The 26,322-nt window shown below is 69.2% G+C and carries 24 protein-coding genes; 15 read left to right on the top strand and 9 right to left on the bottom strand.

The window, feature by feature from the left end; genetic code table 11:
* A partial coding sequence (locus tag AC1DJH_RS21745; RefSeq protein WP_478187124.1) for a tripartite tricarboxylate transporter permease occupies positions 1 to 500 on the top strand: 500 nt, incomplete at its 5' end.
* 90 nt (positions 501 to 590) lie between these two features.
* Here the strand turns inward: AC1DJH_RS21745 and AC1DJH_RS21750 are convergent.
* Positions 591 to 1,349: a TSUP family transporter gene (locus AC1DJH_RS21750; RefSeq protein ID WP_478187125.1), complete on the bottom strand. Its 759-nt coding sequence runs from the start codon at positions 1,347 to 1,349 to the stop codon at positions 591 to 593.
* A 418-nt stretch (positions 1,350 to 1,767) separates the two neighbouring features.
* Here AC1DJH_RS21750 and AC1DJH_RS21755 point away from each other — a divergent pair, with 418 nt between their 5' ends.
* A complete protein-coding gene (locus AC1DJH_RS21755) occupies positions 1,768 to 3,003 on the top strand; it encodes an ammonium transporter (RefSeq protein ID WP_472113829.1) in 1,236 nt (411 codons plus the stop codon).
* Positions 3,004 to 3,021: 18 nt separating this feature from the next.
* The gene (locus tag AC1DJH_RS21760; RefSeq protein WP_472113832.1) at positions 3,022 to 3,324 is read left to right on the top strand and encodes a hypothetical protein; all 303 of its coding nucleotides are present in this window, start codon (positions 3,022 to 3,024) and stop codon (positions 3,322 to 3,324) included.
* Positions 3,325 to 3,357: 33 nt separating this feature from the next.
* Here AC1DJH_RS21760 and AC1DJH_RS21765 read toward each other — a convergent pair whose 3' ends face one another.
* From AC1DJH_RS21765 to amaB, 4 genes are all read right to left on the bottom strand, one after another.
* Positions 3,358 to 5,031 (bottom strand): thiamine pyrophosphate-binding protein, encoded by a 1,674-nt coding sequence (locus AC1DJH_RS21765; protein ID WP_478187126.1) that lies wholly within the window; start codon positions 5,029 to 5,031, stop codon positions 3,358 to 3,360.
* Between the two features lie 607 nt (positions 5,032 to 5,638).
* A complete protein-coding gene (locus AC1DJH_RS21770) occupies positions 5,639 to 6,859 on the bottom strand; it encodes a pyridoxal phosphate-dependent aminotransferase (protein ID WP_478187127.1) in 1,221 nt (406 codons plus the stop codon).
* The gene (locus AC1DJH_RS21775; RefSeq protein WP_478187128.1) at positions 6,856 to 7,764 is read right to left on the bottom strand and encodes an amino acid ABC transporter substrate-binding protein; all 909 of its coding nucleotides are present in this window, start codon (positions 7,762 to 7,764) and stop codon (positions 6,856 to 6,858) included. Before AC1DJH_RS21775 ends, AC1DJH_RS21770 begins: the two co-directional genes overlap by 4 nt.
* Positions 7,765 to 7,867: 103 nt before the next feature.
* The gene (gene amaB / locus AC1DJH_RS21780) at positions 7,868 to 9,415 is read right to left on the bottom strand and encodes an L-piperidine-6-carboxylate dehydrogenase (RefSeq protein WP_478187129.1); all 1,548 of its coding nucleotides are present in this window, start codon (positions 9,413 to 9,415) and stop codon (positions 7,868 to 7,870) included.
* 227 nt (positions 9,416 to 9,642) lie between these two features.
* Here amaB and AC1DJH_RS21785 point away from each other — a divergent pair, with 227 nt between their 5' ends.
* Positions 9,643 to 10,146: a hypothetical protein gene (locus AC1DJH_RS21785; RefSeq protein ID WP_478187130.1), complete on the top strand. Its 504-nt coding sequence runs from the start codon at positions 9,643 to 9,645 to the stop codon at positions 10,144 to 10,146.
* A 2-nt stretch (positions 10,147 to 10,148) separates the two neighbouring features.
* Positions 10,149 to 10,589 (top strand): DUF4174 domain-containing protein, encoded by a 441-nt coding sequence (locus tag AC1DJH_RS21790; protein WP_478187131.1) that lies wholly within the window; start codon positions 10,149 to 10,151, stop codon positions 10,587 to 10,589.
* Positions 10,590 to 10,680: 91 nt separating this feature from the next.
* On the opposite strand, the gene AC1DJH_RS21795 is transcribed toward AC1DJH_RS21790, so the two are convergent.
* The gene (locus AC1DJH_RS21795; protein ID WP_478187132.1) at positions 10,681 to 11,565 is read right to left on the bottom strand and encodes an IclR family transcriptional regulator; all 885 of its coding nucleotides are present in this window, start codon (positions 11,563 to 11,565) and stop codon (positions 10,681 to 10,683) included.
* A gap of 218 nt (positions 11,566 to 11,783) precedes the next feature.
* Between AC1DJH_RS21795 and AC1DJH_RS21800 the strand changes: the two genes are divergently transcribed.
* The 7 genes from AC1DJH_RS21800 to AC1DJH_RS21830 all read left to right on the top strand — a co-directional run bounded on the left by AC1DJH_RS21800 (position 11,784) and on the right by AC1DJH_RS21830 (position 18,607).
* A complete protein-coding gene (locus AC1DJH_RS21800; protein ID WP_478187133.1) occupies positions 11,784 to 12,854 on the top strand; it encodes an ABC transporter ATP-binding protein in 1,071 nt (356 codons plus the stop codon).
* A complete protein-coding gene (locus tag AC1DJH_RS21805) occupies positions 12,851 to 13,714 on the top strand; it encodes an ABC transporter permease (RefSeq protein ID WP_478187134.1) in 864 nt (287 codons plus the stop codon). Before AC1DJH_RS21800 ends, AC1DJH_RS21805 begins: the two co-directional genes overlap by 4 nt.
* A 91-nt stretch (positions 13,715 to 13,805) precedes the next feature.
* Positions 13,806 to 14,603, top strand: coding sequence for an ABC transporter permease (locus AC1DJH_RS21810; RefSeq protein WP_478187135.1), 798 nt, complete (start codon positions 13,806 to 13,808; stop codon positions 14,601 to 14,603).
* Positions 14,600 to 14,905 carry a (2Fe-2S)-binding protein gene (locus tag AC1DJH_RS21815; RefSeq protein WP_478187136.1) on the top strand — a complete coding sequence of 102 codons (306 nt, stop codon included), beginning with the start codon at positions 14,600 to 14,602 and terminating at the stop codon, positions 14,903 to 14,905. Before AC1DJH_RS21810 ends, AC1DJH_RS21815 begins: the two co-directional genes overlap by 4 nt.
* A complete protein-coding gene (locus tag AC1DJH_RS21820; RefSeq protein WP_478187137.1) occupies positions 14,902 to 16,350 on the top strand; it encodes an FAD/NAD(P)-dependent oxidoreductase in 1,449 nt (482 codons plus the stop codon). The genes AC1DJH_RS21815 and AC1DJH_RS21820 overlap by 4 nt, the downstream gene beginning before the upstream one ends.
* Positions 16,347 to 17,504, top strand: a complete 1,158-nt coding sequence (locus AC1DJH_RS21825; RefSeq protein ID WP_478187138.1) for an NAD(P)/FAD-dependent oxidoreductase — start codon at positions 16,347 to 16,349, stop codon at positions 17,502 to 17,504. Before AC1DJH_RS21820 ends, AC1DJH_RS21825 begins: the two co-directional genes overlap by 4 nt.
* Positions 17,505 to 17,548: 44 nt before the next feature.
* Positions 17,549 to 18,607: an ABC transporter substrate-binding protein gene (locus AC1DJH_RS21830; RefSeq protein WP_478187139.1), complete on the top strand. Its 1,059-nt coding sequence runs from the start codon at positions 17,549 to 17,551 to the stop codon at positions 18,605 to 18,607.
* Between the two features lie 4 nt (positions 18,608 to 18,611).
* Here the strand turns inward: AC1DJH_RS21830 and tet are convergent, their stop codons facing one another.
* Positions 18,612 to 19,841 (bottom strand): Tet(A)/Tet(B)/Tet(C) family tetracycline efflux MFS transporter, encoded by a 1,230-nt coding sequence (gene tet / locus AC1DJH_RS21835; protein ID WP_478187140.1) that lies wholly within the window; start codon positions 19,839 to 19,841, stop codon positions 18,612 to 18,614.
* A gap of 90 nt (positions 19,842 to 19,931) precedes the next feature.
* On the opposite strand from tet, the gene tetR reads away from it, so the two are divergent.
* Positions 19,932 to 20,633 carry a tetracycline resistance transcriptional repressor TetR gene (tetR, locus tag AC1DJH_RS21840; protein ID WP_478187141.1) on the top strand — a complete coding sequence of 234 codons (702 nt, stop codon included), beginning with the start codon at positions 19,932 to 19,934 and terminating at the stop codon, positions 20,631 to 20,633.
* Positions 20,634 to 20,640: 7 nt separating this feature from the next.
* Here tetR and AC1DJH_RS21845 read toward each other — a convergent pair whose 3' ends face one another.
* On the bottom strand, positions 20,641 to 22,278 hold the full coding sequence (locus AC1DJH_RS21845; RefSeq protein ID WP_478187142.1) for a GMC family oxidoreductase: 1,638 nt from the start codon (positions 22,276 to 22,278) through the stop codon (positions 20,641 to 20,643).
* A 157-nt stretch (positions 22,279 to 22,435) separates the two neighbouring features.
* Positions 22,436 to 23,944 (bottom strand): CoA-acylating methylmalonate-semialdehyde dehydrogenase, encoded by a 1,509-nt coding sequence (locus AC1DJH_RS21850; RefSeq protein WP_478187143.1) that lies wholly within the window; start codon positions 23,942 to 23,944, stop codon positions 22,436 to 22,438.
* 107 nt (positions 23,945 to 24,051) lie between these two features.
* Here AC1DJH_RS21850 and AC1DJH_RS21855 point away from each other — a divergent pair, with 107 nt between their 5' ends.
* Both AC1DJH_RS21855 and AC1DJH_RS21860 read left to right on the top strand, forming a co-directional pair.
* Complete coding sequence (locus tag AC1DJH_RS21855; protein ID WP_478187144.1) at positions 24,052 to 24,999, top strand: LysR family transcriptional regulator; 948 nt, start codon at positions 24,052 to 24,054, stop codon at positions 24,997 to 24,999.
* Between the two features lie 156 nt (positions 25,000 to 25,155).
* A complete protein-coding gene (locus AC1DJH_RS21860; protein WP_472113885.1) occupies positions 25,156 to 26,322 on the top strand; it encodes an MlaE family ABC transporter permease in 1,167 nt (388 codons plus the stop codon).

The raw sequence follows: 26,322 nt of genomic DNA on the forward strand, positions 1-26,322 counted from the left end.
CCATGACGATCCACAACATCCAGCCCGGCCCGCAGGTGATGACCAGCAACCCCGAGCTGTTCTGGGGCCTGATCGCCTCGATGTGGATCGGCAACGCGATGCTGATCATCCTGAACCTGCCGCTCATCGGCATGTGGATCAAGCTGCTGACGGTGCCCTACAAGTTCCTGTTCCCGGCGATCGTGCTGTTCTGCGCCATCGGCGTGTACTCGACCAACAACAACACCTTCGACGTGTGGATGGTGGCGGCCTTCGGCTTCATCGGCTACCTGTTCATCAAGCTCAGGACGGAGCCCGCGCCGCTGCTGCTGGGCTTCATCCTCGGGCCGATGATGGAAGAGAACCTGCGGCGCGCCCTGCTGCTGTCGCGCGGTGCATGGAGCGTGTTCGTCACGCGGCCGCTGTCGGCGGGGCTGCTGGTGGCCGCGGTGATGCTGCTGGGCATCGTGCTGCTGCCGGCCATCAAGGCCAAGCGCGAGGAAGCCTTCGTCGAAGAATAGGCCCGCCACCGGGGGCAACACCCGAGGCCCGGCAAAGCGGTTCCTCGGTGTTTCTGGAAGAAGCCCCTGGCTCGGCGCCTGGGGCTTTTTTCATTTCAGGAACGCGTCGTACGCCGTCTTCAGGATCAGCGCGCTCACCACCACGATGAACACCCCCCGCACGAAGCCGGCGCCATGCTTGAGCGCCACGCGCGTGCCCAGCAGGCTGCCGGCCACGTTGGCCACCGCCATCACCAGCCCGTAGTGCCACCACACGTGGCCCTTGGCCGCCAGCAGGATCAGCGCGGCGCCGTTGGTCAGGGTGTTGATGATCTTGGCGGAGGCCGAGGCGTTGAGGAAGTCGTAGCCCATCCAGCGCACGAACAGGAACACCAGGAAGCTGCCCGCGCCCGGCCCGAAGAAGCCGTCGTACAGCCCGATCGACAGGCCGATGGTGCAGGCCGCCAGCGTTTCGGCGCGGCCGGTGAAACGCGGCGCGTGCAGCCGGCCCATGTCCTTGCGCGCCAGCGTGTACAGAAGCACGCCCAGCAAGATGACGGGCAGCGCCCGGCGCAGGAAGTCGCCGGGAAACATCGTGACACCCCAGGCGCCCAGCATCGCACCGGCGAAGCCGAGCAATGCGGCCGGCCAGAGGGCCCCCCAGCGCATCTGCACCCGCTGGCTGAACTGGGCCGCCGCGGCGGCCGTGCCCCAAATGGACGCGCTCTTGTTGGTGCCCAGCAGGGTCGCCGGTGGTGCGCTCGGAAACACGGCGAACAGCGCCGGCACCAGGACCAGCCCGCCTCCGCCCACGATCGAATCGACAAAACCCGCAAGCAGCGAGGCACCCGTGACCACCAGCATTTCCATGGCGGCGATTGTCTCACCCGGAATGCTATTAAAAAAGTAGCGTCACACGCAGGTATGACAAGCGTATGGGGTGCATTCAGCTTGAGAAAAAAGGCCGGGCCGCGCCCTTCGGAACAGGCAAAAAAAAGACGCCGACCAGCGGCGTCTTTCAAGTTCGAAACAGGCATCTCGTACGGAGCCTTTGAAGATTTTTCTTGTTGATCGGGAAGTTGTCTCCTCGGACCCTCGGCAGTACGAGCAGGGCCCGTTCGCGAGTGGGCAGACTTTAGAGCGTGCACCGCGTCAGTGCATTGGGAATTACCCGCTTTGACTCAGGTCCGACACACGATTTGCGAACGAAAGTGTGTCGATGAGTTAACAAGGTGGCACGACTTGTGCACGTAAGGCAACAGTCCACAACTCGAAGAAGACAACGGCCATGGCCTTGGCAACGCACGCCTCCATCAGCGCGGCAGACACCGCGTGGATGATGACTTCGACCGCGCTGGTGCTGCTGATGACGCTGCCCGGCATCGCGCTCTTCTACGCAGGCATGGTGCGCCGCAAGAACGTGCTGGCCACCATGGCGGCCGTGGTGGCGATTGCCGCGGTGGTCTCGCTGACCTGGTTCGCGCTGGGCTACTCGCTGGCCTTCACGCCCGGCTGGCCCTGGCTGGGCGGGCTCGGGCGGTGGGGCTTCTCGGGCTTCGAGTACCTGAAGGAAGCGGGCCAGGTGGCGGTGAGCCATGTCGCGCCCAACGTGCCCGAGTCGGTCTACGCGATGTTCCAGCTGACCTTCGCGATCATCACCACCGCCCTGGTGCTGGGCGCCTTCGTCGAACGCATGCGCTTCTCGGCCATCCTGTGGTTCGCGCTGCTGTGGAGCGTGCTGGTGTATGCGCCGGTGGCGCACTGGGTGTGGGAGCCGGGCGGCTGGCTCGCGCAGATGGGCGCGCTCGACTTCGCCGGCGGCTCGGTGGTTCACGTCAACGCGGGCATCGCGGGGCTGGTCTGCGCCTATGCGCTGGGTCCGCGCAAAGGCTACGGGCGCGAGGCCTTCGAGCCCTACAGCCTGGCAATGACGATGATGGGCGCCGGCCTGCTGTGGGTCGGCTGGTTCGGCTTCAATGCAGGCTCGGCCGTGGCAGCCGACGGGCGCGCGGGCCTGGCGATGCTGGTGACGCACATCGCGGCGGCGGCCGGCGCCATGAGCTGGATGATCGGCGAGTGGATCGTGCGGCGCAGCCCCTCTTTGCTGGGCCTGTGCTCGGGCCTGGTGGCCGGGCTGGTGGCGATCACGCCGGCGGCCGGTTTCGTCACGCCGCTGGCGGCGCTGGCCATCGGCACCATCGCGGGGCTGGCGTGCTACTGGGGCGCCACCGGGCTCAAGCACATGCTGGGGGCGGACGACTCGCTGGACGTGTTCGGCGTGCACGGCATCGGTGGCATCGTGGGTGCGCTGCTCACGGGGGTGTTCGCCGATGCGCGCATTTCGGGCGTCACGGGCGACGTGCTGACGCAGGCCGTCGCGGTGGGAAGCGTGGCCATCTACAGCGCGACGGGGACGGCGGTGGTGCTTTGGCTGGTGCATGTGCTGGTGGGCTTGCGCGTCGACGCAAACAGCGAGCTGCTGGGCCTCGATCTTGCACAGCACAAGGAACACCTGGGGAGTTGATCTACCGTCGGAGGAACCATGCCATCCATGTCCGAAAGCGAACGCATCGCCCTCGCCGCCCGCCTTCATGTGGCGCTGCGGCGAAAGCATGGGCGCGTGACCGACACCGAGTGGATGGCAACCAACGCGGAGTACGCCGCCGAGATCGTGCGCATGACGCGCGCGCACGCCGCCGAAACCAAGGACGAGGAGCTCGACCAACTGGCCACGCGGCTGGAGCAGGCGATGGAGCCGCTGGCGCGCGCTGCCCGGCTGGCGGCGCGGCAACCCGACGGGCAGCCGCCGACGCCGCCGCCGCGGTACGTGGGCGGGTTGCGCTGAACGAACCCCGCCCCCCGATGCCGATTCCCGAACTCAGCCCGCAGCCAACGCCGCCTTGCGAATCGACTGCAGCGTGCTCCCCGGGGTGATGGCCTCCGGGTCCAGCAGGCAATGCAGGATGGCCGGCTTGCCGCTCGCTCGCGCGCGGGCCAGCGCGGGGCCGAACTCTTCGGTGTTCGTCACGCGCTCGCCGTGGCCGCCGAACACCTCGGCATAGCCGCGGAAGTCGGGGTTCTTCAACTGCGTGGCGCTGATGCGGCCGGGGTAGTGCTTTTCCTGGTGCATGCGGATGGTCCCGTACATGGCGTTGTCGAGCAGCACCACGAGGATCGGCAGGCCGTACTGCACGGCGGTGGCGAACTCCTGGCCGTGCATCATGAAGTCGCCGTCACCGGCAAACACCACCACCTCGCGCTGCGGCCACAAGCGCTTGGCGCCGACACCGGCCGGCAGGCCGTAGCCCATCGAGCCGCTGGTGGGCGCCAGCTGGCTGGCGAACGCGCGGAACGGCCAGAAGCGGTGCACCCAGGTGGCGAAGTTGCCCGCGCCGTTGCAGAAGATGGTGTCGGCCGGCAGCACCTCGCGCAGGTGCTGCATGACCTCGCCCATCTGCAGCGGACCCGGAATGCGGATCGGCGCCGGGTCGCTCCAGCGCAGGAAGTCTTCGCGCGCGGTCTTGGTCTCGGCCTGCCACGCGGGCGTGGATGCGGGGCGCAGCGCGGTCACCGCTTCGGCAAAAGCCTGCGGCGTGGCGTGGATGCCCTGCGCCGGGCGGTAGAGCTTGCCGAGTTCGTCCGCATCGGCGTGCACGTGCACCAAGGCCTGCTTCGGCTGCGGAATCGCCAGCAGCTCGTAGCCTTGGGACGGCACTTCCGACAGGCGGCCACCGACCAGCAGCACCAGGTCGGCATGGCGGATGCGCTCCAGCATGCGCGGGTTGGCGCCCAGGCCCAGGTCGCCGGCGTAGCAAGGGTGCTCGGCGGACATCAGCATCTGGCGGCGGAACGAGCAGTACACGGGCAGCGAGAACGCCGCCGCGAATTCCGCGAACTGCAGCGCGGCCTTTTCGGACCAGCGGCTGCCGCCCAGGATGACGACCGGGCGCAGCGCCTGCGCCAGGCGCTGCTGCAGTTCGGCGACCTGCGACGCACCCGGATGGGTTTCGGTCACCGCGTAAGGCAGCGCGTTCGCCACCGTCGCGGCCTCGGTCAGCATGTCTTCCGGCAGCGCGATCACCACCGGGCCGGGCCGGCCCGAGGTGGCGACGTGGAAGGCGCGCGACACCAGCTCCGGCACGCGCGCCGGGTCGTCGATCTGCACGACCCACTTGGCCATGGTGCCGAACACGGCGCTGTAGTCGAGTTCCTGGAAGGCCTCGCGGCCCAGCGCCTCGCGCGCGACCTGGCCCACGAAGAGCAGCAGCGGCGTCGAGTCCTGGTGCGCGATGTGCACGCCGGCCGCCGCGTTGGTGGCGCCCGGGCCGCGCGTGACGAAGCAGATGCCGGGCTTGCCCGTGAGCTTGCCCTGCGCCTCGGCCATCATGGCCGCGCCGCCTTCCTGGCGGCACACGGTCACGTCGATCGATGCGTCATGCAGCGCGTCGAGCACGGCAAGAAAGCTTTCGCCGGGCACGCAGAAGAGTTGCTGCACGCCATGGGTGATGAGCTGGTCGACCAGGATCTGGCCGCCGGTGCGGGGTGAGGTCATGCTTGTTCCAAAGGGCTGAAGGTATGGGGTGTTGCTCCTTCCCCCTCTGGGGGAAGGCTGGGATGGGGGCAAGCGGCGTTGGTCAGGCCGACAGCAACTGACATGCCGCGAGCCCCCACCCCTRCCCTCCCCCAGCGGGGGAGGGAGAAATGCGGGCTTGACGAAACGAAGACGCAGGGTATTGCTCCTTCCCCCTTTGGGGGAAGGCTGGGATGGGGGCAAGCGGCGCTGGTCAAGCCGACAGCAACTGACATGCCGCGAGCCCCCACCCCTACCCTCCCCCAGCGGGGGAGGGAGAAATGCGGGCTCGACGAAACGAAGACGCAGGGTATTGCTCCTTCCCCCTTTGGGAGAAGGCTGGGATGGGGGCAAGCGGCGTTGGTTGAGCCGACGGCAATTGACATGCCGCGAGCCCCCACCCCTGCCCTCCCCCAGCGGGGGAGGGAGAAATGCGGGCTCGACGAAACGACGACGCAGGGTATTGCTCCTTCCCCCTTTGGGGGAAGGCTGGGATGGGGGCAAGCGGCGCTGGATGAGCCGGCAGCAATCGACATGCCGCGGGCCCCCACCCCTGCCCTCCCCCAGCGGGGGAGGGAGAAAGTCAAAGTCATTCGAGGGCGTTGCACGCGGCAATGATGCGACTGCACGCCTCTTCCAGCTGCGACATCGCCGTCGCATACGAAATCCGGAAATACGGCGCCAGCCCGAACACGCTGCCTGGCACCACCGCCACCTCGAAGTCCTGCAGCAGGTAGCCGCAGAAGTCGCTGTCGCTCTGCAGCAAGGTGCCGCCGGGTGTGCGCTTGCCGAGCACGCCCGCGCAACTCGCGAAGGTATAGAACGCGCCTTCGGGCACGCGGCAGTGCAGGCCGGGCGCGCGGTTCAGCGCGGCGACCACGAAGTCGCGGCGCGCCTGGAAGTCGGCGCAGCGCTCGGCCACGATGCCCTGCGGCCCGGTCAGCGCCTCGATGGCCGCGGCCTGGCTGATGGACGACGGGCACGAGGTCGTCTGGCTCTGCACCACGGCCATGGCCGCGATGAGCGCGCGCGGCCCTGCGCCGTAGCCCACGCGCCAGCCGGTCATGGCGTAGGCCTTCGACACGCCGTTGACGGTCAGCGTGCGTTCGCGCAGCCGCGGCTCGACCGCCACCGGCGTCGCAAAGGCGTGCCCGTCGTAGAGGATGTGTTCGTAGATGTCGTCCGCCAGCACCCACACCTGCGGATGCCGCAGCAGCACTTCGCACAGCGGCTTGAGTTGCGCCGCGCCGTAGGCCGCGCCGCTCGGGTTCGACGGCGAGTTGAGGAACAGCCAGCGTGTGCGCGGCGTGATGGCCGCGTCGAGTTGCGCCGCATCGAGCCGGAAGCCGTCGGCTTCGGAGCAGGCCACCACCACCGGCACGCCGCCGCAGATCCGCACGATGTCCGCGTACGAGGTCCAGTACGGCGCGGGCAGGATCACCTCGTCGCCCGGGTCCAGGCTGGCCATCAGCGCGTTGAAGATGACCTGCTTGGCGCCCGCGCTCACGCTGATCTCGTCGGGCGCGAAGTCCAGCGCGTTGTCGCGCCTGAACTTCAGCTGCACCGCGGCCTTCATCGCCGGGCTGCCGTCGAGCACCGTGTAGCGCGTCTCGCCGCGTTCGATGGCGCGCACCGCGGCGTCGCGCACGTTCGGCGGCGTGTCGAAATCGGGCTCGCCCGCACCCAGCACGATCACCGGCCGGCCCGCGCGCTTGAGCGCGTTGGCGTGGTCGGTGATGCGCAGGATTTCCGAGACGCCGATGGCGCGCACGCGCTGCGCCGGCAGGAAAGCAACCGTGTCCAGGCTCACTTGGCGTAGGCCTCCAGCGGCTTGTCGTTGGGCTCGGCCATCAGCTGCTTGAGCGCCGGGCTCATCGGCAGGTTCAGGCTGGTGTTCTTCGGCGGAATGGCGGCCACGAACCACTTGGTGTAGATCTTCTCGAGGTCGCCGCTCTTCATCATGCGGCGCAGCGAGTCGTCCACCGCCGCCTTGAAGGCGGGGTCGTCCTTGCGGAACAGCAGCGCGATCGGCTCGGAGCCCAGCGCCTCGCCGACGATGCGGTACGACGCGGGACTCTTCGAGTTCGCGATGATGCCGGCCAGCAGGTTGTCGTCGAGCACGAAGGCATCGGCGCGGCCCGACTCCAGCAGCAGAAAGCTTTCGAGGTGGTCCTTGCCCAGCATGGTGTTGTAAGACACGTTCTGCGCGCGCTCGCGCTTGCGCAGCAGCTGCACGGCGGTGGTGCCGGTGGAGGCCGACACGTTGCGTCCCGCCAGCTGGTCGAGCGTGGCGATGCCCGAGTCGACCTTGGTCGCCATGCGCACTTCGCTCACGTACGTGGTGAGCGCGAAGGCCACCTGCTGCTGGCGCGCGGTGTTGTTGGTGGTGGGGCCGCAGCCGATGTCCAGCGTGCCGTTCTGCACCAGCGGAATGGTGTTCTGCGCCGTCACGGCCATGTACTCCAGCCTGGCCTGCGGCGCGATGTCCTTCAGCACGCGCTCGCACAGCTCCACGTGGTAGCCCACGTACTTCTCGCCCGCGCCCAGCATGTAGGCCATGGGCGGCGAGGCTTCGCGCACGCCGAGCACGACCTTGCCGCTGCTCTTGATCTTGTCGAGCGTGCCGGGGGTGGTCTGCGCGGCGGCGCCGCACGCGAGCGCGAGCATTGCGGCTGCGATGGCGGTGGTTGTGGCGGTCTTGAAGGGAATGTTCATGGTCTCTGTCTCCTGCTTATGGTTGTGGTGAATGCATGCGGCCGCCCGCCTGCCACCGCAGCAGGGCTGCTGCGCGGCAGGTTCGAACGAACCGGGAAGGCGGTCAGTCGCCGATGTCGAAGGTCACGCCTTGTGCAAGGGGCAACGCGGTCGAGTAGTTGATGGTGTTGGTCGCGCGGCGCATGTACGCCTTCCAGCTGTCCGAGCCCGCCTCGCGCCCGCCGCCGGTTTCCTTCTCGCCGCCGAAGGCGCCGCCGATCTCCGCGCCGCTCGGGCCGATGTTGACGTTGGCAATGCCGCAGTCAGAGCCCGCGCTCGACATGAAGCGCTCTGCCTCGCGCACGTTGAGCGTGAAGATCGACGACGACAGGCCCGCGCCCACTTCGTTGTGCCATTCGATGGCCTCGTCGAGCGTGCCGTAGCGCACCACGTACAGGATGGGCGCGAAGGTCTCGCGCAGCACCGGGCCGGCGTGCGACTTGAGCTCCACCAGCGCGGGGCGCACGTAGTAGGCGTCCTGCGTGCCGATGCCGTCCACGCGCTGGCCGCCATGCACCGTGGCGCCGATCTCGCGGCTTTCGCCGAGCGCCTTCTGCATGCCGTCAAAGGCCGCGCGGTCGATCAGCGGCCCCACCAGCGTGCCGGCCTCGCGCGGGTCGCCGACCTGCACGTTGCCGTAGACCTTGGCCAGCTTGGGCACCAGCTGGTCGTACACGCTGTCGTGCACGAACAGGCGGCGCAGCGTGGTGCAGCGCTGGCCCGCCGTGCCCATGGCCGCGAAGGCGATGCCGCGCAGCGTGAGGTCCAGGTCGGCCGACGGCGTGACGATGGCGGCGTTGTTGCCGCCCAGCTCCAGGATGGCGCGGGCAAAGCGGGCAGCCAGCTTCGGCCCGACCTGGCGGCCCATGGCGGTGGAACCGGTGGCCGACAGAATGGGCACGCGGTGGTCGTCCACCAGCACCTCGCCGATGTCGCGCTGGCCCAGCAGCAGGCCCAGCAGGCCTTCGGGCGCGTCGCCGAAGCGCTCGACGGCGCGCTGCGCGATGGCATGCACGGCCAGCGCGGTCAGCGGTGTTTTCTCGGACGGCTTCCACACCACCGAGTCCCCGCACACCAGCGCCAGCGCCGCGTTCCACGACCACACGGCCACCGGAAAGTTGAAGGCCGAAATCACGCCGCACACGCCCAGCGGATGCCAGGTTTCCATCATGCGGTGCTCGGCGCGCTCGGTGGCCAGCGTGAGGCCGTAGAGCTGGCGCGACAGGCCCACCGCGAAGTCGCAGATGTCGATCATTTCCTGCACCTCGCCCGCGCCTTCGGACGGGATCTTGCCGGCCTCCAGCGTGACCAGGCGGCCCAGGTCGCGCTTGGCGACGCGCAGCTCTTCGCCCAGCAGGCGCACCAGTTCGCCGCGGCGCGGGGCCGGCACGTTGCGCCAGGCCTTGAAGGCGTCGTGCGCGCGGCCGATGGCGGCGGTGGCCTCCGCCGGCCTGGTCTGCCGCACCTGCGCGACCACCTCGCCGGACACCGGCGAGCGCACCGTCAGTTCGCCGCCGGTGTGGGCCTCGCGGGGCACGCCCAGGCGCTGCAGCAGTTGTTCGACTTCGGCGGCGACGGACGCCTGGGAAAGAGGGGGGTGGGCTTCGGACATGGACGCGCTCCGGGAGGGAGGAGAAAGAAGGAAGGCAGGAAGGCGGTACGGGGGTGGAACCCGGCCAATATCAGCGAACTGCGCGCGATTGGCTAGTGAAAAAATGGAAGGACCTGATGCGTTTCAGGAAGGATGATGGCGTGCGCCGCGCATCCGACGGGCTGCGCGCCTACGCACAAGGCGCAAGGCCGCATCCAAGATGCGCCACCCCCACTTGCCCGACCGCCATGAAGACGATCCTCTCCCTCTACGCCGCCCTCCACGCGCTGACGGCGTTCGCGTTCGCCGCAGCGGCCGTGGTGCTGATCGTGGTCGCGGGGCACGCGGGCTTTGTCGCCGTCATGCAGGGCATCGACATCTCGGCGGCCGAAGCGGTGATCGAGGCGGTCGGCCTGCTGGCGGCCGCGGTCGTGGCGTTGCAGATCTCCCAGACCGTGCTCGAAGAAGAAGTGGTGCGCGACGCCCACATCGGCGCGCCGACGCGGGTGCGCCGGTTCCTGTCGCGGTTCATGGTGGTGATCGTGGTGGCCGTGGCGGTCGAGGGCCTGGTCGCGATCTTCAAGGCCCGCGAGACGCCCGAGCTCATGCTGTACGGCGCCGCGCTGCTGAGCGCAGTGGGCCTGCTGATGGCGGGCTGGGGCGTGTTCATCCGCCTCAACCGCTACGCCGAAGAGCTGGAACCCGAAGCGATGCAGGAAGCCAAGAGCGAAGACATCAAGCTGAAGGAGTGAACATGCCTTTTTCGAGCTTCCTCAAGCCCACCCTGGCCGCGCTGGGCGTGGCCCTGCCGCTCGCGGCCGTCGCCGCGGACCGCAACCCGCTCGTGGCCGAGCGCTGGAAGACGCGCCCGGTGGTCGTGGTGGTGCCGGCAGAAGGTGACGCGCTGCTGCGCAAGGTCGAGTCCGCCCTGCGCCAGACGGCCACGCGCGAAGCCTTCATCGACCGCGAGATGGTGCTCTACACGGTGGTCGCGGGCCAGGGCCGCCGCAACGCGCAACCCCTCGACGCGGCGCAGACCCGCGCGCTGCTCGCCGCGCTGAAACTCGATGGGGCGGGCCCGCCCGCCTTCGTGCTGGTGGGCAAGGACGGCGGCGTGAAGATGACCGAAGGGCCCGACGTCGACCTGCAGGCGGTGTTCGCGGAGATCGACAGGATGCCGATGCGCCGGCGTTGAAGCTGGCGTTGTCGATGCGCTGGCGTTGAAGCCGGCGTTGTCGATGCGCTGGCGTTGAAGCCGGCGTTGTCGATGCGCCGGCGTTGAAGGCTCAGGCCTTCCCCGGCCCGGGCGGCTCCGGCAGCTCGATCTTCTGCCCCGCCGGCGAACTTGCCAGGCTCTGCGCCGGCCGCCGCAGCGTCGCGTCGAACGGGTTGATCTTCGGCCCGATGGCCGCGGCCTCGCGCTTGAGCAGTTCCACCACCGTCGGCATGCGGTCGGCATTGAGCCGGTCGGCGATGGTGCCCACGCTCAGCGCGGCCACCGCGCGCCCTTCGCGGTCGAGGATGGGCACCGCCACGCCCGCCATGCCTTCGAGCAGCCCGGTGTTGCGCCCCGCGTAGCCCTGCTGGCGCACGCGCTCGATCTCGGTGCGCAGGTACACCTCGTCGTACACGCCGTACTCGCGCACGCGCGACAGGTTGAAGCGGATCACCTCTTCACGCTCCGCCTCCGGCAAAAACGCCAGGATGGCCAGCGCCCCTTGCCCCACGCCCAGCGCAATGCGCCCGCCGATGTCGCCGGTGAACGAACGGATGGGAAACGGCCCTTCGCTGCGGTCCAGGCAGACGGCGTCGAAGCCGCTGCGCGCCAGCAGGAAGATGCTGTCCCCCAGGCTCGCGCACAGCCGCAGCAGCACCGGCCGGCAGATGGAGCGCAGGTCGCCGGGGTTGCCCGCACTGGCCGCGAGCGCAAAGAAATCGATGCCCAGGCGATAGAGCTTGGTGCGCTCGTCCTGCTCGACCATGCCTTCGGCCATGAGCGACTGCAGCAAACGGTGCGTGGTTCCCTGCGTGAGGCCCACGGAACGTGCGATCTGCGTCACACGCCCGCCCTCGGCCTGCACCGCGCCGAGCGCCCGGATCACCGAAAACACGCGCGGCACGCCGCCGCTGGACGGGGCGGTGGCCGGTGCGGCGTCCGAAGTGCTTTCCATACCTTGCTCCTGTGGAATTGTCTTGATTACTCCCGGCCATCATATTCCATTGAACGGAATAAATTGAAGAAAGATTCTGATTAATGGAATACCCGAGGCGATCTGGCGCAATCGTTGCAATAGAGTGAATCGAACGCAGCAAGCTGTCCATGGCCCGCACCAAGATGAATCCAGGTGCCCGGAGCCATCTTTTCGCTCCCGCAGAAAGGCAAGCCTCCATGTCATTCCTCCGGCTCACCGACGTCACCAAGTTCTATGGCGCCACCCGCGCGGTGTCGGCCATGAACCTCACGGTGGAAAAAGGCGAGTTCGTCTCGCTGCTCGGCCCCTCGGGCTGCGGCAAGACCACCACGCTGCAGATGATTGCGGGCTTCGAGGCGGTGAGCAGCGGGCGCATCGAGCTCGCGGGCAAGGACATCACGCATGCCAAGGCCAACACGCGCGGGCTGGGCATCGTGTTCCAGACCTATGCGCTGTTCCCGCACATGACGGTGGCCGACAACGTGAGCTTCGGCCTCGAGATGCGCAAGATGCCCAAGGCAGAGCGCAGCGAGCGCGTGAAGCAGGCGCTGGCGCTGGTGCACCTCGAAGCGCACGCCACGCGCTATCCGCGCGAGCTCTCGGGCGGCCAGCGGCAGCGCGTGGCGCTGGCCCGCGCGCTGGTCATCGAGCCGCCGGTGCTGCTGCTGGACGAGCCGCTGTCCAACCTGGACGCCAAGCTGCGCGAGGAGATGCAGTTCGAGCTGCGTCAGATCCAGCGCAAGGTGGGCACCACCACGGTGATGGTCACGCACGACCAGAGCGAGGCCATGTCCATCAGCGACCGCGTGGTGGTGATGGAAGCCGGCTGCGCCACGCAGATCGACCACCCGCAGCGCGTGTACGAGCATCCGAGCACGCGCTTCATCTCCACCTTCGTGGGCAAGGCCAACCTGCTGGACTGCCGCGTCTCGAGCAGCGGCGCCACGCGCACCTGCGTGGAAGTAGGCGCGCTCTCGCTCGACGTGGACGACACGGGCTTCCGCATCGACGCCGCGGCGCTGCTGAGCGTGCGGCCCGAAAAGCTGCAGCTGGTGCCGCCGGGGCAGGGCCGGCTCGACGGCGAAGTGCAGGAGCGCTTCTTCCTCGGCAGCCAGTGGCTCTACCGCGTGGCCACCGCCGTGGGCGACCTCACGGTGCTCAGCCCCAACGACGGGCGCGAGGCGCTCGAGGAAGGCGCCCGTACCGGCCTCGACTGGCCGGCGCACTGCATGCGGCTGCTGCCGGCGGAGAAAGCGGTCGCCGCATGAGCACCGCGCTGAAGCACAAGGCCACCCCGTGGTGGCTCAGCGCCCCCGCGCTGCTGCTGTTCACCGCGCTGCTGCTGGTGCCGCTGGCGCTCACGGCCGTGCTGTCGTTCAACGTGTACGACCCGGCCACCGGTCCCAAGGCGGGCGAGTTCACGCTCGCGCACTACGCGCTGGTGTTCTCCGACTCGTACTACCTGGGCATCTTCTGGCGCACCTTCTGGGTGTCGGGCCTGGTCACGCTGATCTGCGTGGTCGTCGGCGCGCCCGAGGCCTATGTGCTCAGCCGCATGCGCAACCCGTGGCGCTCGGTCCTTTTGCTGGTGGTGCTGGCGCCGCTGCTGGTGTCGGTGGTGGTGCGCGCCTTCGGCTGGAGCATGCTGCTCGGGCCCGAGGGCGCGGTCAACGGCCTGCTGGGGCTGCTGGGCATCGGCCCGGTGAAGATCCTGTACACCAGCACCGCCGTGGTCGTTGCGCTGGTGCACGTGATGCTGCCGTTCATGGTGATCCCGGTGTGGACCTCGCTGCAGAAGCTGGACCCGGGCGTGGAGAACGCAGCCCTGTCGCTCAACGCCACGCCCTTCACCACGCTGCGGCGCATCGTGCTGCCGCAGGTGATGCCGGGCATCCTCTCGGGCAGCCTGATCGTGTTCGGCCTGGCAGCGAGTTCGTTCGCCATTCCGGGTCTGCTGGGCGGGCGGCGCCTGAAGATGGTCGCGACCATCGTCTACGACGAGTACCTGAGCGAACTCAACTGGCCGCTCGGTGCCGCGGTAGCACTCGTGCTCCTGGTGGCCAACTTGGTGGTGATGCTCAGCTACAACCGCCTCGTAGAAGGCCGCTACAAGAAAGCGCTGGGCTGACATGACCCCCACGCTCCATCACTTCGTGTATTCGCTGCCCCCCGAGGGGGCGCAGGCCTCCCTTGGGGCGGCCCGGCGGGAGGCCTGAGCGATGAACAAGAACGGCCCCATCGCTCTCGCGTTCAACGCGCTCGTCATCACCTTCATGCTCGCGCCGCTGGTGGTGGTGTGCGTCGTGGCGTTCACGCCCGAGAACACGCTGACCATTCCGACCACGCACTTCTCGCTGCGCTGGTTCCGCGCGGTGTTCGCGCACCCCGACTTCATGCAGTCGTTCTGGAACAGCCTGTGGCTCGCGCTGAGTTCGGCCACCATCGCCACGCTGCTGGCGGTGCCGGCCGGCATGGCGATCACGCGCTACGCGTTTCCGGGGCGCAACTTCCTCAACGGCCTGTTCCTGTCGCCGCTGATCGTGCCGCACCTGGTGCTGGGCGTGGCGCTGCTGCGGCTGTTCTCGCTGGTCGGCGGCACGGGCAGCTTCGCCTGGCTGGTGATGGCGCATGCGCTCATCGTCACGCCCTACACGCTGCGCCTGGTGGTGGCGGCGCTGGTGGGCTTCGACCGCAGCGCCGAGCAGGCCGCGCTGTCGCTGGGCGCGAGCCAGGCCACGGTGTTCCGCCGCATCACGCTGCCGATGATCCTGCCGGGCGTCACGGGCGGCTGGATGCTGTCGTTCATCAACAGCTTCGACGAAGTGACGATGTCCATCTTCGTCACCTCGCCCAGCACGGTGACGCTGCCGGTGCGCATGTACATGTACGCCACCGAGTCGATCGACCCGCTGATGGCGGCGGTGTCGGCGCTGATGGTGGCCGTCACGGCCTTCGCGATGGTGCTGCTGGACCGCATCTACGGGCTGGACCGCGTGCTGGTGGGACGCAGCAAATGACGATCACTTCCCATGCATTGCTGCACCGCGTGGCCGAGACCACCGGCCGCGAGGCCGTGGCCTTCACGCTCGACGGCGCGCCCGCCAGCGCACTCGCCGGCGACACCGTGCTGACCGCCGTGCTCACGCAAGGCGAACAGCTGCGGCGCAACGAGTTCAGCGGCCTGCCGCGCGCGGGTTTCTGCATGATGGGCGCCTGCCAGGACTGCTGGATCGCCACCGGCGACGGTGACCGGCTGCGCGCGTGCTCGACCTTCATCGCGCCCGGCATGGCGCTGGTCACGGGAAAGATCGGCACATGACGGGCTCAGCCGACATCCGCCCCGTGATCGTCGGTGCCGGCCCGGCCGGCGTGCGCGCGGCGCAGACGCTGGTGGCCTACGGCCTGCGGCCCGTGGTGATCGACGAGGCCTCGCGCGCCGGCGGCCAGATCTACCGCCGCCCGCCCGCCAGCCTGGCGCAGCGCAGCACGCAAACGCTCTACGGCCTGGAGTCGAAGCGCGCCGAAGGCGTGCACGCCTCCTTCGACGCGCTGCAGGGCCGCATCGAGCACCGGCGCGACAGCCTGGTGTGGAACGCGCAGGACCGGCTGCTCGACGTGATGCACGGCCCCACGCACACCAACCACCGCGTGCCCTACAGCCACCTGATCGTGGCCACGGGCGCCACCGACCGCGTGCTGCCGGTGGCGGGCTGGACGCTGCCGGGCGTGTACACGCTGGGCGGCGCCCAGGTGGCGCTCAAGTTCCAGGGCTGCGCCATCGGGCAGCGCGTGGTGTTCATGGGCACCGGACCGCTGCTGTACCTGGTGGCATACCAATATGCGAAGGCCGGCGTGAAGGTGGCCGCGGTGCTGGACACCGCGCGCCTGTCCGACCAGCTGGCCGCCACCCCCGCCATGCTCGCGCAGCCCGCGGTGTTCGCCAAGGGCGTGTACTACGTCGGCTGGCTGCGCGCGCACGGGGTGGCGCTGCACAGCGGCGTGCGCCCGCTGCGCGTGCTCGGCGACGACACGCAAGGCCGCGTGACCGGCGTGGCCTGGCAGGACGGCCACGAGGAACGCACGCTGGCCTGCGACGCGGTGGGCTTCGGCTACGCGCTGCGCTCCGAGACGCAGCTGCCCGACCTGCTGGGCTGCCGCTTCGACTACGCGCCCATGCACCGCGCGCACCTGCCGGTGTGCGACGCGGCGGGCCGCTCCAGCGTGCAGTGCGTGTACCTCGCGGGCGACGGCGCCGGCATCATGGGTGCGGATGCGGCCGAGTGGGCCGGCGAGCGCGCGGCGCTGGCGCTGCTGGCGGACAACGGCATGCCCGTCGACACGGCCCGTGCATCGGCGCTGGAACGCAAGCTGGGCAAGCTCGTCGGCTTTCGCCGGGGGCTGGAGCGCGCCTTCCCCGTGCCGCAGGACTGGGCCGCGCACGCCAGCGACGACCTGGTGGTCTGCCGCTGCGAAAACATCACGGCCGGCACCTTGCGCCAGGCCGTCGCGATCAACGGCGCCGACGAAATGAACCGCCTGAAGGCCCTGTCGCGCGTCGGCATGGGCCGCTGCCAGGGCCGCATGTGCGGCGTGGCCGCGGCAGAAATCCTGGCGCACGCGACGCAGCAACCGCTGCAGCAGGTCGGGCGGCTGCGCGGGCAGGCGCCGATCAAGCCGATTCCGCTGCGGCTCGTGCCCGCCGAAGCGACCGCCGAAACAGTCGAAGAGGCCGGCAAGGCGACCGACGAAGGAACCGGCGAATGAGCGGCATCACCCCCCTGAAGACCGACGTCGCCATCGTCGGCGGCGGCATCGTCGGTGCGTCGGCCGCGCTCGCCTTGCGCCGCATGGGCCTGGGTGTGGTGCTGCTGGAGCGCGACCTGTGCGGCTCGCGTTCGAGCGGCGTGAACTTCGGCGGCGTGCGCCGCCAGGGCCGCCCGCTGAGCCAGCTGCCGCTGACGCAGCGAGCGCACCGCATCTGGGGCCAGCTGCCCGCGCTGCTGGGCACCGACGGCGAATACATCCGCTCGGGCCATTTCAAGATCGCGCGCAGCGAGGCCGACATGGCCTCGCTGGAGCGCTACCGCGCCATGAGCAGCGACTTCGACCTGGGCCTGGAGCTGATCTCCGCCGCGCGCCTGCGCACGCAATGCCCCTGGCTCGGCACGCGCGCCATGGGCGGCTCGCTGTGCCCGGAAGACGGGCAGGCCAACCCGCGGCTGGTGTCGCCGGCCTTCGCGCTGGCGGCACGGCGCGCGGGCGCGCAGGTGCTGGAGCGCCACAAGGTCGACGAGGTGGCGCACGACGGCGCCCTGTTCATGGTGCGCGCGACGCATGCCGAAGGCACGCTCGAAGTGCAGGCCCCGGTGCTGCTGAACTGCGCCGGCGCCTGGGCCGGCGCCATTGCCGCCCAGTTCGGCGAGACGCCACCCATGCGCGCACGCAGCCCCGTGATGGCGGTGACCGAGCCGGTGCCGCACTTCATGGCATGGAGCCTGGGCGTGGAGGGCGGCGGCATCTACTGCCGGCAGGTCGCGCGCGGCAACCTCGTGATGGGCGGCGGCACCGGCATCACGCTCGGCGCCGACCGCGCGCGCGCCGACCACGACGCCATCGCCATGCTCGCGATGCAGGCGGTCGAGTTGCTGCCCACGCTGCGCCACGCGCATTTCATCCGCACCTGGGGCGGCACCGAGGGCTACCTGCCCGACCGTGAACCGGTGCTCGGCCCGAGCCGCACCACGCCGGGCCTGTTCCACGGCTTCGGCTTCGCGGGCGCGGGCTTCCAGATCGGCCCGGCCGCCGGCGAGGTGCTGGCCGAACTGGCGCGCGACGGGCGCACCGACACACCCATCGACGCCTTCGCCATCGGGCGCTTCGACGAAGAACCCGTTTCAGTTTCCGTTTCCCACGCCTGACCCCTGCCCGAATTCCCACCCTGAACTTGATTGGAGAGCACACCATGTCCCGCACCGCCAAGTCCCCTTCCCTCCTTTGTGCGATCACCTTCGCGGCGCTGCTCGCCGCCGCCGGCACCGCCAGCGCGCAGAACAAGACGATCTACATCGGCATGAACGGCGGCACCATGGAGAAGGCGTACACGCAGTACGTGTTCCCGGCCTTCGAGAAGGCCTACGGCGCCAAGGTGGTGGTGGTGCCGGGCACTTCGTCCGACATCCTGGCCAAGGCCCAGGCCAACAAGGACAAGCCGCAGATGCACGTGATGTTCCTGGACGACGGCATCATGGTGCGCGCCATCGGCATGGGGCTGTGCCAGAAGCAGAAGCCCAACCCCTCGCTCAGCGAGATCTATCCGGCCGCGCGCTTCAAGGACGACATGGCCAGCGGCGTGAGCCTGGGCATGACGGGCCTGGCCTACAACGCGAAGATGTTCAAGGAAAAGGGCTGGGCGCCGCCCACCTCGTGGATGGACCTGGCCGACCCCAAGTTCAAGGGCAAGGTGGTGTTCCAGTCGATGTCGTCCTCGTCCTTCGGGCTGCACGGCTTCCTGATGTTCAACCGCATCCAGGGCGGCAACGACAAGAACGTGGAGCCGGGCTTCAAGGCCTGGCCCACCACGGTCGGCCCGAACGTGCTGGAGTACATCCCGAGTTCGGCCAAGCTCTCGGAGATGGTGCAGACCAACGAGGCGGCCATCTTCCCGCTGACGCCCACGGCCGTGGCCGCGCTCAAGACCAAGGGCATCCCGGTGGAGTACGCGCCGCCCAAGGAAGGCGCGGTGGTGCTCATGGTGGGCCAGTGCGTCATCGCCAACAACAGCGAGCCCGAGCTGTCGCAAAAGCTCGCCGAGTTCCTGCTGAGCCCGGTGGCGCAGGCCAATGTGCTGCAGTACGGCGCGCAGATTCCGACCAACCCCAAGGCGCCGGCCGAGGGCGAAGGCGCGGCGCAGGTGGCGGACATCAACAAGTGGATGAAGACGGCCGTCACCATCGACTGGGAGAGCATCAACGCCAATCGCCCGGCATGGAACGCGCGCTGGAACAAGACGATAGAGAAGTGATCCGTCAACCCTGCGCGCCGGTTCTCCGGGTTTTGCGCAGCAGCACCGGCAGGCACAGCAGATAGAGCGACGCCCCCGCCAGCCACACGATGCCCGGAAAGCGCGTGCGGAACGCGAAGTAGAGCGGGCTGATGAGCAGCGGGCCGAACACCGCCGCCAGGCTGGTGATGCTCGCGAGCACGCCCTGCAGCCGCCCCTGCTGCGCCTCGCCCACGCGCGCCGAGAGCGTCGCCTGCAGCGCCGGGGCGCAGACGCCGCCCATGCACAGGAGCGGCAGCATCGCGATGGCCATCCAGCCCTGCGTGGCGAAGGCAATCAGCGCATAGCCCGTGCCGTCGGCGATGGTGCCGATGGCAATGGCCGCGCGCTCGCCCCAGCGCTCGACCACCGGGCCGGCAACGAAGCCCTGCACCAGCGCGTGCAGCAGGCCAAAGACCGCGAGCGAGAGGCCGACCATGGTGCCGTTCCAGGCGTAGCGGTCCTGGCCGTAGATCACCCAGGTCGTTCCGGCGACCTCGCCCACCAGCACCAGCAGCAGGAAGACGCCGAGCAAGGGCAGCAGCGCCGGAAAGCTGCTGGCCCAGCGCAGCGGCGCGAGCGGATGCAGCACGCCGCGATCGAAGGGTTTCGTGGCGAGCGCCGGCGGGCGCGACTCGCGCAACACCAGCACACCGACGAGGAAGGTCACGCCGTTGAGCACCGCAGCCGCGACGAACGGCAGCCGCACGCCGTGGTCGCCGAGCACGCCGCCGATGGCCGGCCCGGCAATGAAGCCCAGCCCGAAGCAGGCGCCCATGCGGCCGAACCATCGCGCGCGCTGGTGCTCGGGCGTGAGGTCGGCAATGGCGGCGGAGGCCACGGCTGTGCTCGCGCCCGTCATGCCCGCGATCGCACGGCCCACGAAGAGCATCCACAGCGAGGGCGCGAAGGCCATGAAGAGCGCGTCGATGGCAGCGCCCGCCACCGAGATGAGCAGCACAGGCCGGCGGCCGAAGCGGTCGCTGAGCGCGCCGAGCACGGGTGCGCAGAGGAACTGCATCAGCGCGTAGAGCGAAAGGAAGGCGCCGAAGCGCCAGCCGAGGTTGCCGGTGTGGCCGACCTCGCGCAGCAGGCCCGGCACGATGGGCATGACCAGGCTGATGCCCACGGCGTCGAGCGTGACAATGGCCAGGATCACGGCATGCGCGCGGCCGGCGCCCGCCAGGGCGTCAGGGGAACGGTGGAAATTTATCATTGATAAGGAATTATCAGCGATAAATTCCTGGCCGTGAAGCGGCGGCGCGCGCCGGCCTGCGCATCAACATCTACATCGGTACACATCGGCATGAAACTGGACCGCGAAGCGATCCTCGAGGCAGCGCTCGCGCTGCTGGACGAGGTCGGCATGGACAAGCTCAGCACCCGGCTGCTGGCCGAGCGGCTGGGCGTGCAGCAGCCCGCGCTGTATTGGCATTTCAAGAACAAGCGCGCGCTGCTGGACGCAATGAACGGCCAGATCCTGCACGGCACGCACGAGCGCAAGCTGCCGCTGCCTGGGGAGACCTGGGACGCGTTCCTGCGCGAGAACGCGCACAGCTTCCGGCGCGCGCTGCTGGCACGGCGCGACGGTGCCCGGTTGCATGCGGGCTCGGAGCCCGACCCGGGCGACCTCGACATGGTCGAGGCCCAGATCGCCGCGGTCGTCGGCCTGGGCGTGCCGGTGGTGCAGGCGATGACGCTGCTGATCGCGCTGGGCCGCTACACCGTGGGTTGCGTGCTGGAGCAACAGGCGGCGCCGCCCGACGCGGCAGCGCAGCAGCAGGCGCTGGACGCCGCCGCGGCTTCGCGCCCGCTGCTGGCCGAGGCCTTCGCGAGCTACAGAAAGGCCGGGCCGGACGCGCTGTTCGAGATCGGCGTGGACTTGATGCTCGAAGGCGCGAAGGCACGCCTGGCCGACAGCGCCCGTGCGGACGTTGTGAAGGCCCCTGCGCCCAAACCTAGACCCAAAGCCAAACCCGTGCGCCGCGCCCCCGCCGGGCGCGGCTGAAGCCGCCTCAGCGCGCGGCGTCTTCCAGGATCCAGCCCGCCGCCTTCTCGGCCATCATCAACGTGGGGCTGTTGGTGTTGCCGCTGGTGATGGTGGGCATCGCGCCCGCGTCGACCACGCGCAGGCCCTGCACGCCGCGCACGCGCAGGCGCGCATCGAGCACGGCCATCGGGTCTGCGTCGGCACCCATCTTCGTGGTGCCCACCGGGTGGAAGATGGTGGTGGCGATGTCGCCGGCCAGCCGCGCCAGGTCTTCGTCGGTCTGGTACTGCACGCCGGGCTTCCACTCCTGCGGCTTGTACTTGGCCAGCGCGGGCTGCTCGGCGATGCGGCGCGTCACGCGCAGCGACTCGGCCGCCACTTGGCGGTCTTCGTCGGTGCTCAGGTAGTTGGGGGCGATGGCCGGTGCGTCCTCGAAGCGCTTGCTCTTGATGCGCACCGAGCCCCGGCTCGTCGGGTTGAGGTTGCACACGCTCGCGGTGAAGGCCGGAAAGCTGTGCAGCGGATCGCCGAAGGCGTCCAGCGACAGCGGCTGCACGTGGTACTGCAGGTTGGGCCATTCGCGCTCGGGCGAACTGCGCGTGAAGGCGCCGAGCTGCGAGGGCGCCATGCTCATCGGGCCGCTGCGCTTCATCAGGTATTCGAGGCCGATCCTGGCCTTGCCGACCATCGAGGATGCCATCACGTTGAGCGTGGGCGCACCGTCGATCTTGTAGACCGCGCGGATCTGCAGGTGGTCCTGCAGGTTGGCGCCGACGCCGGGCGCGTCGAGCACCACGTCGATGCCGTGCTGGCGCAGCAGGTCGGCCGGGCCGATGCCCGAGAGCTGCAGGATCTGCGGCGAGCCGATGGCGCCCGCGCTCAGCACCACCTCGCGCTCGGCGTACGCGGTGGTCATCTCGGTGCCGTTCCACACCTCGGCGCCGGTGCAGCGGCGCGTGCCGTCGGGCTGCGTCTCGAACAGCAGGCGCGAGACCTGCGCGCCGGTCCACAGCTCGAAGTTGGGCCGGCCGTAGCAGGTGGGGCGCAGGAAGGCCTTGGCGGTGTTCCAGCGCCAGCCGTTCTTCTGGTTGACCTGGAAGTAGCCCACGCCTTCATTGCTGCCGCGGTTGAAGTCGGTGGAGTGCGGCACGCCGGCCTGCTCGGCGGCGGCCGCGAAGGCGTCCAGGATGTCCCAGCGCAGGCGCTGCTTTTCCACGCGCCATTCGCCGCCCGCGCCGTGCATCTCGTCGGCGCCCAGGTAGTGGTCTTCGTGCTTCTTGAAGGCCGGCAGCACGTTCTGCCAGCGCCAGCCGTCGTCGCCGGTGAGGTCGGCCCAGTGCTCGTAGTCGCGCGACTGGCCGCGCATGTAGATCATGCCGTTGATGCTGGAGCTGCCGCCCAGCGTCTTGCCGCGCGGGTAGCGCAGGACGCGGCCGTTGAGGCCGGCGTCGGGCTCGGTGCTGTAGAGCCAGTCGGTGCGCGGGTTGCCGATGCAGTACAGGTAACCCACCGGAATGTGGATCCAGTGGTAGTCGTCCTTGCGGCCGGCCTCGATGAGCAGCACGCGCTTGCGCTTGTCGGCGCTCAGCCGGTTGGCCATGAGCGAGCCCGCGGTGCCCGCGCCGATGATGATGTAGTCGAAGGTGTGGTCGTTGTCTCTCATGGTCTTTTTGTTCCGTCTTCTTGCCGGGTGGCGTGCTGCGAGCGCAGGGTTGCGGCCCCTGCGTTCGCGCGCGCCGCTGGACGCATTTAACGCGAGCTTTGCCTTCGATGCCCTCGGTGCCCGGCCGCGCTCCCTCTCGCGGCCGGCCCGGCGCGGCTTACTTGGCCGTAGGCATCACGAACTCGGCGCCCTTGCCGATGCTTTCCGGCCAGCGCTGCATGACCGACTTCTGCTTGGTGTAGAAGCGCACGCCCTCTTCGCCGTAGGCATGCATGTCGCCGAACAGCGAGCGCTTCCAGCCGCCGAAGCCGTGCCAGGCCATGGGCACGGGAATGGGCACGTTGATGCCGACCATGCCCACCTGGATGCGGCGGCTGAATTCGCGCGCCACGTTGCCGTCGCGGGTGAAGCAGCTCACGCCGTTGCCGAATTCGTGGGCGTTGACGAGGTCGACCGCGTCCTTGAAGTTCGCCACGCGCACGCAGCTGAGCACCGGGCCGAAGATTTCTTCCTTGTAGATGCGCATCTCGGGCGTGACGTGGTCGAACAGCGTGCCGCCCATCCAGAAACCGTCGCCGCAACCCTCGCCGGCCTTGCTGCCGTCGAAGCCGCGGCCGTCGACCAGCAGCTTGGCGCCTTCCTTCTCGCCCAGGTCGATGTAGCCGGTGATGCGCTCGTGCGCGGCACGCGTGACGATCGGGCCCATTTCAGCGGCGAGGTTGGTGCCGTTGAGCACCTGCAGGGTCTTGGTGCGCTCGATGAGCTTGGGAATGATCTTGTCGGCCACGTCGCCCACCAGCACCGCCACGCTGATGGCCATGCAGCGTTCGCCGGCCGAGCCGTAGCCCGCGCCGATCAGCGCATCCACCGTCTGGTCGATGTCGGCATCGGGCATGACCACCATGTGGTTCTTGGCGCCGCCCAGCGCTTGCACGCGCTTGCCGTGGTGCGCGCCGGTTTCGTAGATGTAGTTGGCGATGGGCGTGGAGCCCACGAAGCTGATGGCCTTGACGTCGGGGTGCTCGAGCAGCGCGTCGACGGCGACCTTGTCGCCCTGCACCACGTTGAACACGCCGTCGGGCAGGCCGGCTTCTTTCAGCAGCTCGGCCATGCGCAGCGACGCGCTCGGGTCGGTCGGGCTGGGCTTGAGCACGAAGGTGTTGCCCGCGGCGATGGCCACCGGGAACATCCACATCGGCACCATCACCGGGAAGTTGAAGGGCGTGATGCCCGCGACCACGCCCAGGGGCTGGCGCAGGGTCCAGTTGTCGATGCCGGTGCTCACCTGGTCGGTGAAGTCGCCCTTGAGCAACTGCGGAATGCCGCAGGCGAACTCGACGATGTCGATGCCGCGGCTGACTTCGCCCTGCGCGTCGGTGAAGACCTTGCCGTGCTCGGCGGTGATGAGGTGGGCCAGCTCGTCCTTGTGCTCGTTGAGCAGCTGCAGGAACTTGAACATGACGCGCGCGCGGCGAATGGGCGGGGTGTCGGCCCAGGCCGGGAAGGCGGCCTGCGCGGCGGCCACGGCCGCCGCGACCTGGGCCGTGTCGGCCAGGCCGACCTTGCCGGTGACGGCGCCGGTGGCGGGGTTGGTCACGTCCTGCGTGCGGCCGGAGGTGTTGGCGGCGGGCTTGCCGGCGATGTAGTGGTCGAGGGAGGTGGTCATGGAGAAGGCTTTGCTGTCGGGAGGATGCAGGCAGTTTAGGCAGCGCCGTGTTCCGCGCCTAGCCATGAGGCTTGAACTTATTGTTCACTCTGCTGAACAATGTATCCATGAAACCCCAAAATATCGAGGCGCTCTGGACGCACCTGCATTGGCTCACGGTGCTGGCGCAACAGGGCAGCTTCACGGCCGCGGCGCTGCGCCTGGGCGTGAGCAAGGCGGCCATGAGCCAGCGCATCGCCGAGCTGGAGCGCGCGGCCGGCGCCCCCCTGGTGCAGCGCACCACGCGCAGCGTGCGGCTCACGGAGGCGGGCCAGCGGCTGGTGGAGGACATGCGCGGGCCCTTCGAGCAGATTGCGCACAGCTTCGCGGGCGTGCGCGACCTGGCCGGCGTGCCGCGCGGGCTGGTGCGCGTGACGGCGCCGGTGGCCTTTGCGCGCCAGCAGCTGGTGCCGCGGCTGGCCGAGTTCCTGCGCGCGCAGCCGGAGGTGCGCATCGAGCTGGACCTTTCGGACCGGCTCAGTTCGCTGGCGATGGAAGGCTTCGACCTGGCCATTCGCCACACGGCCGCGCCGCCCGACACGCACGTGGCCTGGACGCTGTGCGAAACCCGCTCGCTGCTGGTGGCCAGCCGCGCCTACCTGCGCCGCCGCGGCACGCCGCGCGAACCGCAGGCGCTGGCCGGCCACGACTGCCTGCACTACCCGCGCGCGCAGGACACGCCGACCTGGCATTTCGAGGCCCGAAAGCAGCCCAAGGGCAAGGCCGCGGCGCCGCGCATCACGGTGCCGGTCTCGGGGCCGCTGGTCGCGAACAACAGCGAAGCCTTGCGCGACGCGGCACTGACCGGGCTGGGCATTGCGCTGGTGCCGGACTTCAGCGCGCAGTCGGCACTGCAGGCGGGCAAGCTGGTGGAGGTGCTGCCGCAGTGGCGCTCGGTGGGCGCCTTCGGCGAGCGGCTGTATGCGATACGGCCGTACGCCACGCATGTGCCGCAGGCGGTGACGGCGTTCGTGGGGTGGCTGCGGGCGGCGTTGGCGGAAGGGTTTTCGGCGTGAACACGCGCCGAACGGCGTACCGAACCTGAAGAAAACCTGAACAAACGGCGTCCTGCCCTACGCAAACGAAGGGTCTGTGACATACGGCACACGGATGCACGCGGTTACGATGCGCCCTTTCCCCGCTTTTTGTCTACTTTCCCCCTCATTCGCCCTATGTCACCAGCCACTTCGCCTGCCGACGCTTCAGCCGCCGACAGCGCGTGGCCCCGCGTAGCGCAGCAGGCGCAGGACGGAAGGCAGTGGACGGTGGCCAGCGGCCGCTGGACCGCGCTGGGCATGTCGTCCAAGCCGGCCTGGCTGGGCCTGTCCAGGAGCCTGGAGGCCGCCCCGCCCGCCGACGATCGCGCCTGGGACCTGCGCCCGGTCCAGCAGCTGGACCACATCGGTGCGCAACTGCTGTGGGACCACTGGCGCCACGAATGGCCCGCCACGCTCGAAATGGCGCCGCAGCACAAGGCGGTGCTCGACCAGGTGGCGCAGTACACCGTCGCCACGCCCGAGGAGCCCCCGCCCACGCTGACCGACCGCATCCGCGCGTTCGCGCACAACGGGCCGCGCGCCATGGTCGTGATGCGCGACTTCACCGGGCTGATCGGCCAGCTCGCGATCGACGTGGGGCGCCTGATTCGCGCGCCGCACCGCGGGCCGTGGCGCGACTTCTCGGGGCACCTGTACCAGTTCGGCGCCACGGCGCTGCACATCACGGCGCTGGTCGGGCTGCTGATCGGCGTGGTGCTGGCCTACCTCATTTCTCAGCAGCTGCGCCAGTACGGCGCCGAGAGCTTCGTGGTCAACATCCTCGGGCTGTCGCTGGTGCGCGAGCTGGGGCCGGTGCTGGCGGCGGTGCTCATCGCCGGCCGCTCGGGCTCGGCCATCACGGCGCAGATCGGCGTGATGCGCGTCACGGAAGAACTCGACGCGATGCGCGTGATGGGCATTGCGCACGGCTTCCGGCTGGTGATGCCGCGGGTGCTGGCGCTGGCCATCGCGATGCCGCTGATCAGCCTGTGGACCTCGATGGCGGCGCTGGCAGGCGGCATGCTGGCGGCCGACGCGGCGCTCGACATTTCGCCGGCGTACTTCCTGTCGGCGCTGCCGCGCGCGGTGCCGATTTCGAACCTGTGGCTGGCCATGGCCAAGTCGGCGGTGTTCGGCGTGCTGATTGCGCTGATCGGCTGCTACTTCGGCATGAAGGTCAAGCCCAACACCGAGAGCCTGGGGCGCGGCACCACCTCGTCGGTGGTGACTTCCATCACCGCGGTGATTCTGGTGGACGCGCTGTTCGCCGTGCTCTTCAAGGGCATCGGGTTCCGGGGATGA

Source organism: Variovorax sp. 10N412 (genome assembly GCF_056394985.1).